Source organism: Streptomyces sp. NPDC031225 (assembly GCF_055570355.1).
On record NZ_JBVIHJ010000001.1, the window covers coordinates 49,218 to 63,153 of the forward strand.

Here is a 13,936-nt window from a genome sequence, read left to right on the forward strand (position 1 = left end):
TACCGCGCCACCCCCGGAGATCACTCGCCCGGCCCTACGAAGACGGTCCGTCCGCCGACCACGGTGCGCAGACAGACGGGGAGGTCACGGCCCGGCGTCAGGTCGGGCAGACCGGGGGTGCCGGAGCGGGGGTCGGTGGACCAGCGGGCGACCCGGTCGTCGGGGGCCTGCACGACCAGTTCGCCGGTGCGCCACACGGCGTAGTCGGCGGGAGCGCCGGGCACCAGGACGCCCGCGTCGTCGCGGCCCACCGCCCGCCAGCCGCCGCGGGTGTGCGCGGTGAAGGCTGCACGCACGGAGACGCGGTGCTCGGGGGTCTGGTGGAAGGCGGCCGCACGGACCGTGCCCCACGGGTCGAGGGGGGTGACGGGGCTGTCGGAGCCGAAGGCGAGCGGGACACCGGCCCGCAGGAGGGCCGCGAAGGGGTTCAGACGGCCCGCCCGCTCCCGGCCGAGGCGCCGGGCGTACATGCCGTCCTCGCCGCCCCACAGGGCGTCGAAGGCGGGCTGGACGGAGGCGGTGAGACCGAGTTCGGCGAAGGCGGCCACCGCCTCGGGGGTGAGCAGCTCGGCGTGTTCGACGCGGTGCCGGGCGGCGCGTACGCGAGCGAGGCCGAGCTTCTCCGCGGCGGCGCGGACGCCCTCGACGACGGCGGTCACGGCCGCGTCGCCGATCGCGTGGAAGCCGGCCTGGAGGCCCGCCTCGGTGCAGGCGGTGACGTGGGCGGCCACGGCGGCGGCGTCCAGGTAGGCGACGCCGGTGTGGTCGGCGTCGGTGTACGGCTCGTGCAGGCACGCGGTGTGCGAGCCGAGGGCGCCGTCCACGAAGAGGTCTCCGGCGGCGCCGACCGCGCCGAGTTGCCGGGCCTTGTCGACGTCCTGCTCCGCCCAGTACCCGACGACCCGGGGTCCGGCCTCCTCGGCGGCCAGCCGCAGCAGGCCCGTGAAGTCGTCCTCGGAGGAGATCTCGGGCCCGGCGCACTCGTGGACCGTGCCGATGCCCAGGGAGGCGGCGTGGGCCAGGGCGGCACGCTGGGCCTCGACCCGCTGGGCGGGGGTGACGGAGCCGAGGGCGGTGGCGCGGACGGCGTGGTGGGCGTCGGCGGTGAGGGGGCCGTCCGGGAGCCCCAGGGACGTCATGTCGAGCAGTGCCGTCGTCACGACCGCCGAGTGGACGTCGATCCGGCTCAGATACAGCGGGCGGCCGCCCGTCGCCTCGTCGAGCTCCGCGCGCGTGGGCGGGCGGCCGCCGGGCCAGCGGGCGGCGTCCCAGCCGTGCCCGAGCAGGACGCGGTCGTCGGGGCGGGCGGCCGCGAAGTCCCGTACGAGGCTCAGGGCCACGTCCAGGGAGGGGGCGTCGGAGAGGTCGAGGCCGGTGAGGGCGAGGCCCGTGGCGGTGGTGTGGACGTGGGCGTCGGTGAACGCGGGGGTGACCAGAGCGCCGTCCAGGTCGACGGTCTCGTCGACGCCGTCCGCGAAGGCGTCCGCGGCGCCTTCCGAACCCACCCAGGCGACTTGGCCCCGCTCCACGACCATCGCGGTCGCGAACGGGTCGGCGGGGCTGTGGACCTCGCCTCGGCGCAGGAGGACGGTCTTCGGTTCACTCATGGGGACAGTTTCGCAGGGACACCTGCGCCCCCGGGGCGCGGGTGCACGGCCGGGCGCCGGTGCGTTGTGGCTGGTCGCGGGCGCGCGGCGAAGGCTCGTTCAGATGCGCGGCGGCCGTGCCTCGTACGGGGTCGACAGGACCACCGTGGTCCGCGTCGACACCCCCGCGAGCGACCTCAGGCGAGCCAGCAGCTCCTCCAGCTCGTGCGGGGTCGACACCCGCACCTTGAGGATGTAGTTCTCGTCGCCCGCGACGCTGTGGCAGGCCTCGATCTCGGGGACGCCGGCCAGCCGGTCCGCGATGTCGTCCGGGGCGCTGGGGTCGAACGGTTTCACCGAGATGAAGGCGGTCATGGGCAGGCCCACCGCCCCGGGGTCGACCACCGCCGCGTACCCGCGGATCACACCCCGCTGTTCGAGCCGTCGCACCCGCTGGTGCACGGCCGACGTGGACAGGCCCGTGGCCTTGCCCAGGTCCGTGTAACTCATCCGCCCGTCCTTGACGAGCAGCTGCACGATTTGTCGGTCCAGCTCCTCCATGGCGCAAGAACCTACAGTGCGTCCGATCTCCACCGGTACCTGAGCGGCCCAGGTCATGCCCGGTTCGTGATGTGACCGGCGGTCGCCTGTGTGCCGTCCGAGGGACAAAGCGGCCGCGACGGGCATCTGCAATCGGCATGTGACGAAGGCCACACCCCCGTGCGGGCCTGCGTGATGCTCTCGTGATTACCGCCGTGACGGGACGGGAAGTGCTTGCTGTGGTCGAGGCCGCAGTGCCGTCACGGCCCAGCCCTAGGGGGAGAACCCATGCAGAGTGTTAAGCGCCCTGGACGTACCGCGCCCAAGCGACTCCAGGCGGTTGTCGATTTCGAACCGGAGGGCGTCGAGCTGGACGCCCTCGACGACGAGGACTTCGACGCGTACGACACCTTCGAGATGTACCGGGTGTTCTGCCCGGACTGCGCGCAGCCCATCGCCCTGCTGGCGGACGAGGAGAAGCTGCCGGAGCACGCGCTGTGTGCCTCGCCGTGGAACCCGTTCGGCCTCACGGTCTGCACCGGTACGGGCCGCAAGGCCTCCGAGGCCCGGTCGGCGGACGAGTCGGCGAAGCTTCAGGAGCAGGACACCGCCCTGCTGTTGACGCTCCCTCAGGGACTCGACTGGCGCACCCAGCCCTTCTCGCACGTCGGCGGTCCCGGCTCGCGCCCCGTGCGCGTCGTGCCGGTGATGCGGCGTCAGGCCGCCTGAGCCGCCTCGCTCAGTCCCAGTAGCTGCCCTGCACCATGGCTTGCAGGCTGCCGTGGTGCAGGATCAGTGTGTCCGGATCCGCCGGTACGGCGACCTCGCCGAAGTGGGCCTGGCGGTAGGCGACGCGCAGCATGACGATCGCGTGCCGCAGTGCGGCGTACAGCGTGAAGAAGTCCATGTCGTGCGGTGTGTGGCCGGTGAGGTCGGCGTAGCGCGCCTCGATCCGGTCGCGGCGCAGGAAGTCCGGCAGTCCGCGCTGGCCGAAGGCGACCGTCAGGTCCTGGAAGAAGCGGTGCAGATAGACGGTCCAGCCGAGGTCGACCTCGCGCGGGGCCAGCGCTGCCATCTCCCAGTCCAGTACGGCGACCGGGTCGAAGCCGTCGTAGATCACGTTTCCGATGCGTGCGTCGCCCCAGTTGACGACGGGTGGGCCGGGTTCGCGCGGCCAGAGTTCCTCCAGCCGGTCGAAGGCCTGCTCGATGAGCGGTGAGCGGGCGAGTCCTTCGACCACCCAGTCGTAGTAGGCGCGTTGGGCGGTGACGTGACGGCGCAGTGCGTCGCCGTCGCCGGGCAGTGCCAGGAACTCCGCTTCGACCGGGGGGACTTGGTCGTGCAGGTGGGCCAACAGGCCCACCGTGGCCGCCTCCAGGTGCTCGCGCTGGGCGTCGCTCGCGGAGTGCAGCCAGTTGCCCTCGTAGGTGTAGGGCATGACGTCCGGCGGTACGCGTCCCGCCACGCGTTCCATGACGAAGAAGGCCGCGCCGAGCGGACCCGGGTCCTCTTCCAGCCACTGCACCCTCGGCACGGGCAGGTCCGAGAAGCGGGCCACGGTCTGCATCGTGCGGTACTGGCGGGTCATGTCGTACACCGGGAAGACCCTGTACGCCGACGGGTCCGCGGCGAGCCTCAACGCGCAGGCACGCAGGGGCGGTTCGGGGTGTTCGATGCCGAAGAGCAGGGTCTCGCTGGACAGGCCGTTGGTGGCGGGGACGGTGACGTCGACGGCCTTCGCCCCGGGCAGCCGGGCGGCGAGCCAGGCGGTGAGGCGGCGGGCGAGTTCCTCGGGGTCGCGGGTGGTGGTGCGGGGCCGGGGTGCCGTGGCCATGGGTCAACTCCCTTGTGTGGAGCCCCGTGTGGCCGACGCCCGGAGCGGAGCTTCGTGAGGTCGGAGCGGCCGTGCGGAGGTCCACACGATCAACGCCCTTATGGAGCCACCGAGTCGAAGCCGGTGAAGCCGCTCGGGTCGTGTCGGCCGAACGAGCCGTGCTCGAAGATGCCGTGGCCGATCCGGCCGTCCAGCCGGAAGCGGGCGGCGTGGTCGGTGACGCCGTATCCGGCCAGGGGGTGCGGCTCGGTGAGGTCATAGGTGCGGCGGTCGGTCCAGTCGCGGCCGTGCCAGGTGCCGTGCTGCCAGTCGTCGGCGGGCGGATAGCCGGCGCCGAGCGCGAGCGGCGAGGAGGTGAGGACCTCCACGTCCAGCTCCATGGGTTTGCGGATGTCGCCGAGCCGGACGAGGGCGCGTTCCGGGTGCCGGGTCCCGGAGCGGTAGGTGATCTCGGGCTGGGGCCAGCCGAGTTGGCGGTCACGGTGGCCGGGACGGACGAGGGTCGCGTCGTTGAGGGCTCGGTGGCCGTCGGCGTCCTCCTGGACGATCACCATGAGGAAGCGGTCCCCCAGGTGGACGGGGCTCCAGAGCCAGTGGAAGCCCTCGGTCGGATGGTCCTCGGCGAGCCGGCCGCCGTCCTCGCCGGGGACCGGGCGCACACCCCAGCTGCGGTCGCGGGTTCCGGTCCAGCGATTGGGCGTCAACTGGATCTCCTCCCCGCGGACGCGCAGCACGCCGCGGCACCGGCCCGCCTGCACGAACCGTTTCCCCTCCAGGGTGAGGCGGCCGCCGCGCCGCTGCTGGTGGTGCGGTTCCCACAGCGGCGGGAAGTCCGCCGACCAGCTGATCTTGAACGACAGTCCGTCCGGGTCCTCGGGGTCCGGATCGCACTCCAGGACGAACTCGCGCAGCGGCTGGAGCACCCCGATGGTCACGGGACCCACCTGGAGCCGCATCCGGTCGTCGCCGAGTGCGTCCGAGGCGCGTACGGCGTGCAAGGTGTCGCCGAGGCGCAGGGTCGCGTAGGCGTCGATCACCCCGAGGTTGGGGTACACGCCGAGTCCGATGATGAGCAGGGCGCCTCCCTCGTCGTCGATGACGTGGAAGATGCAGCGGTCGTAGGCGTTGCGGTCCCCCGTGGCCACGTGCTTCATGGAGAGGGGTACCTGGTGCACGGGGTACTCGTCGAGCGGTACGGGGCGGTCCTCGGACACCTCAACCTCCCTGTCCGGCAGCTGTGCTGACGGTACGTCAGACAGGTGTTGGAGGCCAGATGCACGCCCGTGAACGCACGCTCGATTCCGGGAACCGGTGACCCCGCCGCAGGCCGCCGCGTTGCCCCGGTATGACCTCTGCATACGCACCGTTCGCAGAATCGGTTGCGCTGGTTCCGCTTCCCGCGCCGCCGGCCCCGCCACCACCGCCGCAGGATCCGCCCATCTACCGCGACCTGCTGCTCACCTGGGCCAGCGGCGGCCGCACCCTGCCGGGGCGTCACGACCCGGAGTGGGTCCGGCTCGCGGCGCCGCAGGTCAGGCCCGGTCAGTTCAGCGCGTCTCCGGACCCGCTAGGTGCCGGGCGATGACCATCCGCTGGATCTGGTTGGTGCCCTCGACGATCTGGAGGACCTTGGCCTCGCGCATGTAACGCTCGGCCGGGAAGTCCGCGGTGTAGCCGTAGCCGCCGAGGACCTGGACGGCGTCGGTGGTGACCTTCATCGCGGTGTCTGTGCAGTGCAGTTTGGCCATGGCCGCCTGCTTGGCGAAGGGCCGTCCGGCGTCGCGCAGCCGTGCCGCCGCGAGGTACAGCGCCCGGCCCGCCTCGATCTGGGTCGCCATGTCGGCGAGCATGAAGCGCAGCCCCTGGAAGTCGGCGATCGGCCGCCCGAACTGCCGCCGCCCGGTCGCGTAGCCGACCGCCTCGTCGAGGGCCGCCTGGGCCAGCCCGATCGCGCACGCCGCGATACCGAGCCGTCCCGAGTCCAGTGCGGACAGGGCGATCGCGAAGCCCTGCCCCTCCTCGCCGATGCGCCTCCCGTCCGGTACGCGCACCCCGTCGAAGTGGACCTGGGCGGTCGGCGAGCCCTTCATGCCCATCTTCCTTTCCGGCGCCGCGGCGCTCAGCCCCGCCGCATCGGCGCGGACCAGGAACGCGGTGATCCCGCGCGGGCCCTCCTCGCCGGTGCGCGCCATGACGGTGTAGAAGTCGGCGACCCCGCCGTGGGTGATCCAGGCCTTGGTACCGGTGATGACCCACTCCCCGCCGTCCCGGACGGCCCTGGTGCGCAGCGAGGCCGCGTCCGAGCCGGAGGACGGTTCGGACAGGCAGTAGGCGCCGAGGAGTCCGCCGCCGAGCATCGCGGGCAGGTGCTCGACCTGCTGCGCCTTGGTCCCGTAGGTGGCGAGGGCGTGGGAGGCGAGGGTGTGCACGCTGACGCCGAGACCGACGGTCAGGCGGGCGGCGGCGAGTTCTTCGAGGACCTGGAGGTAGACCTCGTACGGCTGGTCGGCGCCGCCGTGTTCGGAGTCGTACGGCAGGCCGAGCAGGCCGGTCCTGGACAGCAGGGTGAAGACCTCGCGCGGGAAGTGCCCGGCGTCCTCCTCCTCGGCCGCCTTCGGGGCGATCTCTCGCTGCGCGATGTCGCGAACGAGCGAGATCAGGTCCCTGGCCTCGTCCGTGGGCAGATGCCGGTCCACCGGCTGCGGGGCGCGGTCGGGCATGGCGACGCTCTCCTCCCTGTAGGGGGCTGACGGACGCACGCCGTGGGGTGGGGCGGCTCCGCCGGTTCTCACCGGCGCCGGTCGCTGCTCGCGTCTCCCGGGTCTCGGAAGCTGCTGACCAGCGGCTGCGCCCTGTGAGTATGCCCGACGGGAAGCACCGGGTCACCGGTTAACGACCGCTTACTTCAAGACGGCCCGGCGCGTCGGCAGCGGGCCCGACAACAGCCCCGGATTGGTCCGAACCATTGACGCGGTGGTCTAGTCCTCCTACTGTTCCGGCAACGCTTTACCGCGTTCATGCCAATCGGCTGGCGTTCCCCTCTCCCCCACGAGGAGACACCGATGCACCTTCCCCACCGCGTCCGCTTCCGGGCCCTGATCTCGGCCGCGTGCTGCGCGGTCCTCGGCGCGGGCCTGCTGGCCGGCGCGAGCACCGCGACGGCCGCCGCCCCCGAGGCGGCACCGAGGGCCGCCGGCTCCAAAGTCGTCGGCTACTTCACCGAATGGGGCACCTACGACCGCAAGTACTACGTCAAGAACGTCGAGAGCTCCGGTTCGGCGGCGAAGCTGACCCACATCAACTACGCGTTCGGCAACGTCACCGGCGGCAAGTGCGCGATGGGCGACGTCTACGCGGCGACCGACCGCACCTACACCGCGGCCGAGTCAGTGGATGGCGTCGCCGACACCTGGGACCAGCCGCTGCGGGGCAACCTCAACCAGCTGCGCGAGCTCAAGAAGAAGCACCCCGGACTCAAGGTCCTCTGGTCCTTCGGCGGCTGGACCTGGTCGAGCGGCTTCGGCGAGGCCGCCCGCAACCCCGCCGCGTTCGCACAGTCCTGCTACGACCTGGTCGAGAACTCCAAGTGGGCCGACGTCTTCGACGGCATCGACATCGACTGGGAGTACCCGAACGCGTGCGGCAACACCTGTGACACCAGCGGCAGGACGGCGTTCAAGAACCTGATGGCGGCGCTGCGTTCGAAGTTCGGAAGCAGCTCGCTGGTCACCGCCGCGATCACCGCGGACGCCACGGCCGGCGGCAAGATCGACGCGGCGGACTACGCGGGCGCGGCCCAGTACGTCAACTGGTACAACCCGATGACGTACGACTACTTCGGCGCCTGGGACACGTCAGGACCGACGGCTCCGCACTCGGCACTGAACTCCTACTCGGGCATCCCGAAGGCGGGCTTCCACACCTCGGCGACGATCGCCAAGCTCAGGGGCCTCGGCATCCCGGCCTCGAAACTGCTGCTCGGCATCGGCTTCTACGGCCGCGGCTGGACGGGCGTGACCCAGTCCGCCCCGGGCGGCACCGCGACCGGCCCGGCGGCGGGGACGTACGAGCAGGGCATCGACGACTACAAGGTGCTCAAGTCCAAGTGCCCGGCGACGGGGACGGTGGGCGGCACGGCGTACGCCAAGTGCGGGAACAACTGGTGGAGTTACGACATCCCCGCGACCATCGCGACGAAGATGACGTACAAGAACCAGCAGGGCCTGGGCGGCACCTTCTTCTGGGAGCTGAGCGGGGACACCTCGGGCGGTGAGCTGATCCGGGCGATCAACTGACCTGTCCGGCACAGGACTCGGGGCGGGGGACCACGAGCCTCCGCCCCGACTCGTCGGCCGTCAGTCCTCGCGGCGGGCCGGCGGCGGAGTCGGGTGGGCGGGGTCCATCTCCGCGATGGCGCGCATCGAGCCGCCGAGTGACTTCACCAGGAGGTCGCACATCGTGGCGCGGGAGAGCTGGGGAGGGCCGCCGATCCAGTCGAGGGTGGCGCCCTCGACGCTGCACACCCACGCGAGGAGGCCCATCCGGGCCAGCGGGGAGATGTCGGTGCGGCCGTAGGCCCCTTCGGCGATGGTCGCGACGATCGCCTCGCGCACCCCGTCCCGGATGGCGTGCACCTCGGCGTCGAAGCCGACGCCCCCGCTGACGACGGTGCGGTAGGCCGCCTGGTTGTGCTCGGCGTAGCGCAGATAGCTGTCCAGGGTGCGGTGGACGCGGTCCACCTGCCCCAGTTCGAGACCGCTCGCCGCGTAGGTCACCAGGTCCGCGACGGAGTCCTGGATGATCGCCAGGTAGTAGCCGCGCTTGGACTGGAAGTAGTAGTAGATCAGCCCCTTGGCGACATGCGCCTGGCGGGCGATGTCGTCCATGGACAGCGCGTCGTAGGAGGTGTCCGCGAACAACTTCCGCCCGATGGAGATGAGTTCGGCGCGGCGCGCGACCGAGCGCTCAGTGCCGCGGGCCCGCGGCCGGGCGGCTTCACGTTGTTCACTGATATTCAATATCGACCCTGGTCTCGGGCTGGCGGCGGGACATCCGCAGTATGTCAGGTCGCCTGTGCATCAGCTCACAGCAGGCCGAGCTGCGTAATGAGCATCGCGATCACCGCAACGAGGGTCCAGCCCGCGACATGTTCGAGGATCTTCGGGCCGTCGTCCCGGGGACCGCCGGTACGGGTGCGGGCGACGGTGGCGGAGTGTGCGGTCATGGCGTCTCGCTGATCTCGGATGGCCGTGGGAACGGCTGGACGGGCTGGACGGTCTCCCCCACCGATCGGGCTGGACGTTCTCCCCGACCGATCTGTCCACCTTGCCACCGACATGGGCGTTCGCGGCCGAGACCTTGGTCACAGCGAACGGCCCCCGACGGATGCCGGGGACCGTTGCGGGGCGGCTCAGCGCACGCCCACCGCCGCGAGCGCCTTGCGCTGGCGCGCGGTCGGACAGGCCGGGAAGTACAGGTAGCAGACGCCGCCGGTGCCGGAGACGACCTTGCCGCTCGCGTTGTACCGCTTGGTCCTGAGCCAGATGTTCTCCCACTCACGCCGCTTGTAGACACGCCGCACCGCCGCGTCGCTGGGCGAGGCAGGGTCGTTCGCGATCACGTCGCCCTCGGCGGTGAAGCCGATCACCGTCATCAGGTGCCCGGAGGTGCCGTACCCCGCCCCCGTGAGCTCCTCCTTGAGGAACGACTGGGACGTTATGGCCGGGATTCCGGCCGCGATCAGCGTCTCCAGGTCGGTGAGCGAGCCGAGCCGGGTGACCACGCCCTGGAGGTCGTCGAAGGTGGCCGCGTAGGCCGCGTTGAAGGGCCAGTTGCCGCAGCCCTCGTACTGGTAGTCGTAGGTGTACCGGGCCGCGTGGCAGACCTGCGGATCGGCGTACGACGGGTCGACCCAGGCCAGTTGCTCCGCGGTGAGCCGGCCGCCCCAGTACTCGATGATCATCTGCGAGGAGGTGGGGCTGCACCAGGCCTCGCCGCCGTTGTCGTACTCCGGGTACTGGCCCTTGTGGATCTCCTGCGAGTAGCGCGGGACGATCAGTTCGCGGGCGAGGCCGGGCGTGGTGGCCGGCACGGTGAAGCGGTCCGGGACGTCGGAGCCCATCGCGCCGAGCCGCCAGACGGTCGGCGTGTTCTTCGCGCCGGGCTTGCGGTACAAGGTCAGCCGCAGTCGGTACGAGGCCAGGCGCAGCCCGGTCGACGCGTCGTCGATCGCGAAGGTGTCCGTCCAGACCGTGCTTTTGCCGTCGGTCTGGTCGTCGACCGAGGTCCGCTTGATGTCGCCGTCACCGGCGGCCCAGCGGCCCATCACGTACCAGGGGGTGACCGTGCCGTCGGAGTACGTGCCCTCCAGCTCGATCTGGATCCAGGTGCCGGCCGGGGTGTGGGCGTTCCAGGAGGCGATCACCTCGGTCGAGGGCACGGCGAGCCGGTGGACCGGGGAGGTCCAGGTCGCGTACTCCCAGGTGGCGGTGGTTTTGGTGTGCGGGTCGGTGTACTCGGTGGTCCCGGCGGCGGCGCCGATCACGACTCCGGGGCGTCTGCCGGGGACGGCACGGGTGCCCTTGCCGGTGCCGCTGTGCCAGTCGCTGTACGTGGTCCAGGCATGGTTGTCGACGGGGCGGGCGGCCCGGTCGGGTTCCGCGTCGGCCGCGTTGCCCGCGGCGGCCGCGGGGCCCACGCTGCCGGCCACCGCGGCGGCGACCGCGACGGCCAGAACGGTTCTGCGGGACGGCTGTTCGGCTCTGCTCATGGGTGGGAAGACCCCCGGTGTCCGAGTCGGGCAGGCAATGCATGGTTGTGCGCCAACTATGGATGAGGCGGCATGCTCCTGCCAGCACTTCGGCCCATGCCACGCCCACGAATATTGGTCTGGTCCACTGGCATGACCTGGGAACCTGTGGTTCCGTCGCCCGGCCGCCTGCCGTCACTAGACTGGCCACGCCCGGCCCGTCCGCTCCTTCGCACACCCCCTCAGGAACCGCCATCCACGATCTCGTCTCCCGGCTCCGCCGGCTGCCCCCGTCCTGCGGTCCGGTCCGTCTGATCGGCATCGACGGCCACGCGGGCTCCGGAAAGTCCACGTTCGCAGGGCGGTTGGCCGACGTACTCGGCGGCGTTCCCGTGCTGCACCTCGACGACATCGCCCGGCACGACGAACTGTTCGGCTGGACCGGGCGCCTGCTGAGCGAGGTGATCGCACCGCTGGGCCGGGGCGAGACCGCGCACTACGCCCCCTACGACTGGCACACCCGCCGCCCCGGAGCACCCCGCGCCCTGCCGCCGGCCCCGCTGATCCTGCTGGAGGGGGTCGGAGCGGGCCGGCGCGCTCTGCGGCCGCACCTGGCACACCTGCTGTGGATGGAACTGCCCCGCGAGGAGTCCTGGACGCGCGGACGGTCCCGGGACGGGAGGGAACAGCGGGAGTTCTGGGACGAATGGGTCGGGGCGGAACAACGGCATTTCGCCGAAGACCCCTCCCGGCCCTTCGCCGACCTCCTGGTACGGCAGTGCCGGGAGGGATATGAGACCGCCAAAGGGCCTGCTGCGACTGTTGGACCGGACCAGAATGTCACCCACGGTGACAGCCCGACGGCGATGTGTTGAACCTGTGAAGAACCATCGGTAAGAACTTGCCGGACTCCCCCAACTCGGCTTGACCGAGGGGCCGTACAGGTCTTACGTTCTCAATGCGCGACCGTTCGAGGTCGCCCGCAGTCGCGAAGCCCCCGGTTGTTCCCCCGTGATCGGGGGCTTCGTTCTGCCCTCGCCCGGTTTTCCGGACGCCGTGAGGCGCCATTCGCTCACCCTGGGTCACCGTGCCCGATGCGCCTCATCTGCTCCCACCTCGCCAAACGGCCTGTGCGGCACCCTACGGCGGGCGACACCTCCGCAGGTACGATGCCCTCGGTGCGACCTACGGACGGCTGCTCTGCACACCGTTGCAACTCCGGTCCGCGGCACAGCGGTTGGACGAAGGCGGCCATCGGGCGACGGCCCGGTGGTGAAACCACGGGGGCACGGTTTGTGGGGGACGTGATGGATTTCGGCACGCAGGGCCCCGAGGCCCCGGCCGACCTCGCCTGGCTGCGGGGCGTGGACGCCTACACGATGGGCGCCTATCCGCAAGCCGAGGAGGAGTTCCGGGTCGCGGTGCGGATCGATCCCGGGATGGCCGACGGCTGGCTCGGGCTGCATGCGCTGCGCGTCGACACGACGACCGCGCTGCTACGGATGTTCCGGCACCGCGAGCGCTTCGGCGAACAGCGCACCCGGCATCGGCGGACGCTCAACTCCTGGTACTGGCTGGGGTGGTGGGTGCAGCCGGTCCTGGAGAGCCCTCGTGATCTGCTCCTCGCGCACGCCTCGCACTGGCTGGACGGCCGCCATGTCCCCGAGCTGGACCGGGCCCTCGCGGGCCTGCCGCCGGTGGACACCGACCACCAGGTCCGCTTTCTGCACGCCTGCCGCGCCTATCTGGTCAAGGACTGGGAGCAGTTGGTCCGGCACACCGACCCGCTGATCGACGACGCCATGCTCGGCATCGAGGCCGGTCTGTTCGGCGGCATGGCGCGGGTCCGTCTGGAGATGTTCGGCCAGGCCGAGCCACTCCTGTCGTCGGCCCTGATGCGCTGTCGCAGCGAACAGCCCCAGCGCAAGGAACTGCGCTACTGGCTGGCCCGGGCCCATGAGGGAACCGGCCGGTCCGCGGCCGCGCTGCCCCTCTACCGGGCCGTGCACCGCGTCGACCCCGCCTTCATGGACACCTCGGCCCGGCTCGCCGCGATCGCCGAGAGCGACGGGTACGACGACTCCGCCGATCTCGCGTCGATCACGCTCACCGGGTTCGGGCAGGACGTCCTCGAAGGGCCCGACGGGGTCGATCCCCTGTTCGGCATCGAGGGGCGGGAGTTGAAGCTCTCCGAGCCGGAGCCGCCGCCCGGCGGGCCACTGCCCTCGATGACCGACCCGGCCGGACGCGAGAGGTCCGGAGTACCGGTGGGGCCGCTGCCCGCGGGACCCACCGACCCCGCCTTACTGGAGGAAGCCCTCACCGAACTGGAGCGCATGGTCGGCCTGGACCCGGTGAAACGCCAGGTCAAGGCGCTCTCCGCCCAGTTGAACATGGCCCGTCTGCGGACCGGTCAGGGCCTTCCGGTGCAACCACCCAAGCGTCACTTCGTCTTCTCCGGCCCCTCCGGCACCGGCAAGACCACGGTGGCCCGCATCCTGGGACGCGTCTTCTACGCCCTCGGGCTGCTCGGCGGTGACCATCTCGTGGAGGCGCAGCGGGCGGACCTGGTCGGGGAGTACCTCGGCCAGACGGCGGTGAAGGCCAACGAACTGATCGACTCGGCGCTCGGCGGCGTGCTCTTCGTCGACGAGGCGTACTCGCTCTCCAACTCCGGCTACGGCAAGGGCGACGCGTACGGCGACGAGGCGCTCCAGGTGCTGCTGAAGCGGGCCGAGGACAACCGGGACCACCTGGTCGTGATCCTTGCCGGTTACCCGGAGGGCATGGACCGCCTCCTGGCCGCGAACCCGGGGCTCTCCTCCCGCTTCACCACCCGCGTCGACTTCCCCTCGTACCGTCCGCTCGAACTCACCTCCATCGGCGAGGTGTTGGCGAGCGAGAACGGTGACATCTGGGACGAGGAGGCGCTGGACGAGCTGCGCTCCATCGCCGGCCACGTGGTGGACCAGGGGTGGATCGACGAGCTGGGGAACGGGCGGTTCCTGCGGACGCTGTACGAGAAGAGCTGTGCGTACCGGGATCTTCGGCTGTCGACGTATCCGGGCGTGCTGACGCGGGACGACTTGTCGACGTTGCGGCTGGCGGACCTGATGCAGGCGTACGGGGAGGTCCTGTCGGGGCGGGGACCGCAGGATCCGTCGGCGATGTAGTCGTACGGCTGCGGGCCGGTGGGGCTTCTCGCGCAGTTCCCGCGCCCCTAAAGGC

Annotated in this window: 12 protein-coding genes; 4 read left to right on the forward strand and 8 right to left on the reverse strand. The window is 71.2% G+C overall.

Annotated elements, in window-relative coordinates:
• Positions 1-20 precede the first annotated feature (20 nt).
• Positions 21-1,607: an amidohydrolase gene (locus tag ACZ48Z_RS00210; RefSeq protein ID WP_468733527.1), complete on the reverse strand. Its 1,587-nt coding sequence runs from the start codon at positions 1,605-1,607 to the stop codon at positions 21-23.
• 99 nt (positions 1,608-1,706) lie between these two features.
• Complete coding sequence (locus ACZ48Z_RS00215) at positions 1,707-2,147, reverse strand: Lrp/AsnC family transcriptional regulator (RefSeq protein WP_328745542.1); 441 nt, start codon at positions 2,145-2,147, stop codon at positions 1,707-1,709.
• A gap of 267 nt (positions 2,148-2,414) precedes the next feature.
• Here ACZ48Z_RS00215 and ACZ48Z_RS00220 point away from each other — a divergent pair, with 267 nt between their 5' ends.
• Positions 2,415-2,855 (forward strand): hypothetical protein, encoded by a 441-nt coding sequence (locus ACZ48Z_RS00220; protein ID WP_468733528.1) that lies wholly within the window; start codon positions 2,415-2,417, stop codon positions 2,853-2,855.
• 10 nt (positions 2,856-2,865) lie between these two features.
• Here the strand turns inward: ACZ48Z_RS00220 and ACZ48Z_RS00225 are convergent, their stop codons facing one another.
• The 3 genes from ACZ48Z_RS00225 to ACZ48Z_RS00235 form a co-directional block, all read right to left on the reverse strand.
• A complete protein-coding gene (locus ACZ48Z_RS00225) occupies positions 2,866-3,960 on the reverse strand; it encodes a phosphotransferase family protein (RefSeq protein ID WP_468733529.1) in 1,095 nt (364 codons plus the stop codon).
• 98 nt (positions 3,961-4,058) lie between these two features.
• Positions 4,059-5,174 (reverse strand): Rv3169 family protein, encoded by a 1,116-nt coding sequence (locus tag ACZ48Z_RS00230; RefSeq protein WP_468733530.1) that lies wholly within the window; start codon positions 5,172-5,174, stop codon positions 4,059-4,061.
• Between the two features lie 333 nt (positions 5,175-5,507).
• Complete coding sequence (locus tag ACZ48Z_RS00235) at positions 5,508-6,680, reverse strand: acyl-CoA dehydrogenase family protein (RefSeq protein ID WP_468733531.1); 1,173 nt, start codon at positions 6,678-6,680, stop codon at positions 5,508-5,510.
• A gap of 342 nt (positions 6,681-7,022) precedes the next feature.
• Here ACZ48Z_RS00235 and ACZ48Z_RS00240 point away from each other — a divergent pair, with 342 nt between their 5' ends.
• The gene (locus ACZ48Z_RS00240; protein ID WP_468733532.1) at positions 7,023-8,255 is read left to right on the forward strand and encodes a glycoside hydrolase family 18 protein; all 1,233 of its coding nucleotides are present in this window, start codon (positions 7,023-7,025) and stop codon (positions 8,253-8,255) included.
• 60 nt (positions 8,256-8,315) lie between these two features.
• Here ACZ48Z_RS00240 and ACZ48Z_RS00245 read toward each other — a convergent pair whose 3' ends face one another.
• The 3 genes from ACZ48Z_RS00245 to ACZ48Z_RS00255 all read right to left on the reverse strand — a co-directional run bounded on the left by ACZ48Z_RS00245 (position 8,316) and on the right by ACZ48Z_RS00255 (position 10,729).
• Positions 8,316-8,978 (reverse strand): TetR/AcrR family transcriptional regulator, encoded by a 663-nt coding sequence (locus ACZ48Z_RS00245; protein ID WP_468733533.1) that lies wholly within the window; start codon positions 8,976-8,978, stop codon positions 8,316-8,318.
• A gap of 65 nt (positions 8,979-9,043) precedes the next feature.
• Entirely contained in the window at positions 9,044-9,184 is a 141-nt protein-coding gene (locus ACZ48Z_RS00250) for an SCO1431 family membrane protein (RefSeq protein WP_468733534.1), read from the reverse strand.
• A 186-nt stretch (positions 9,185-9,370) separates the two neighbouring features.
• Complete coding sequence (locus ACZ48Z_RS00255) at positions 9,371-10,729, reverse strand: peptidase C39 family protein (protein WP_468733535.1); 1,359 nt, start codon at positions 10,727-10,729, stop codon at positions 9,371-9,373.
• Between the two features lie 233 nt (positions 10,730-10,962).
• On the opposite strand from ACZ48Z_RS00255, the gene ACZ48Z_RS00260 reads away from it, so the two are divergent.
• The gene (locus ACZ48Z_RS00260; protein ID WP_468733982.1) at positions 10,963-11,583 is read left to right on the forward strand and encodes a uridine kinase family protein; all 621 of its coding nucleotides are present in this window, start codon (positions 10,963-10,965) and stop codon (positions 11,581-11,583) included.
• Between the two features lie 432 nt (positions 11,584-12,015).
• The gene (locus ACZ48Z_RS00265) at positions 12,016-13,881 is read left to right on the forward strand and encodes an AAA family ATPase (RefSeq protein ID WP_468733536.1); all 1,866 of its coding nucleotides are present in this window, start codon (positions 12,016-12,018) and stop codon (positions 13,879-13,881) included.
• Positions 13,882-13,936: the final 55 nt, after the last annotated feature.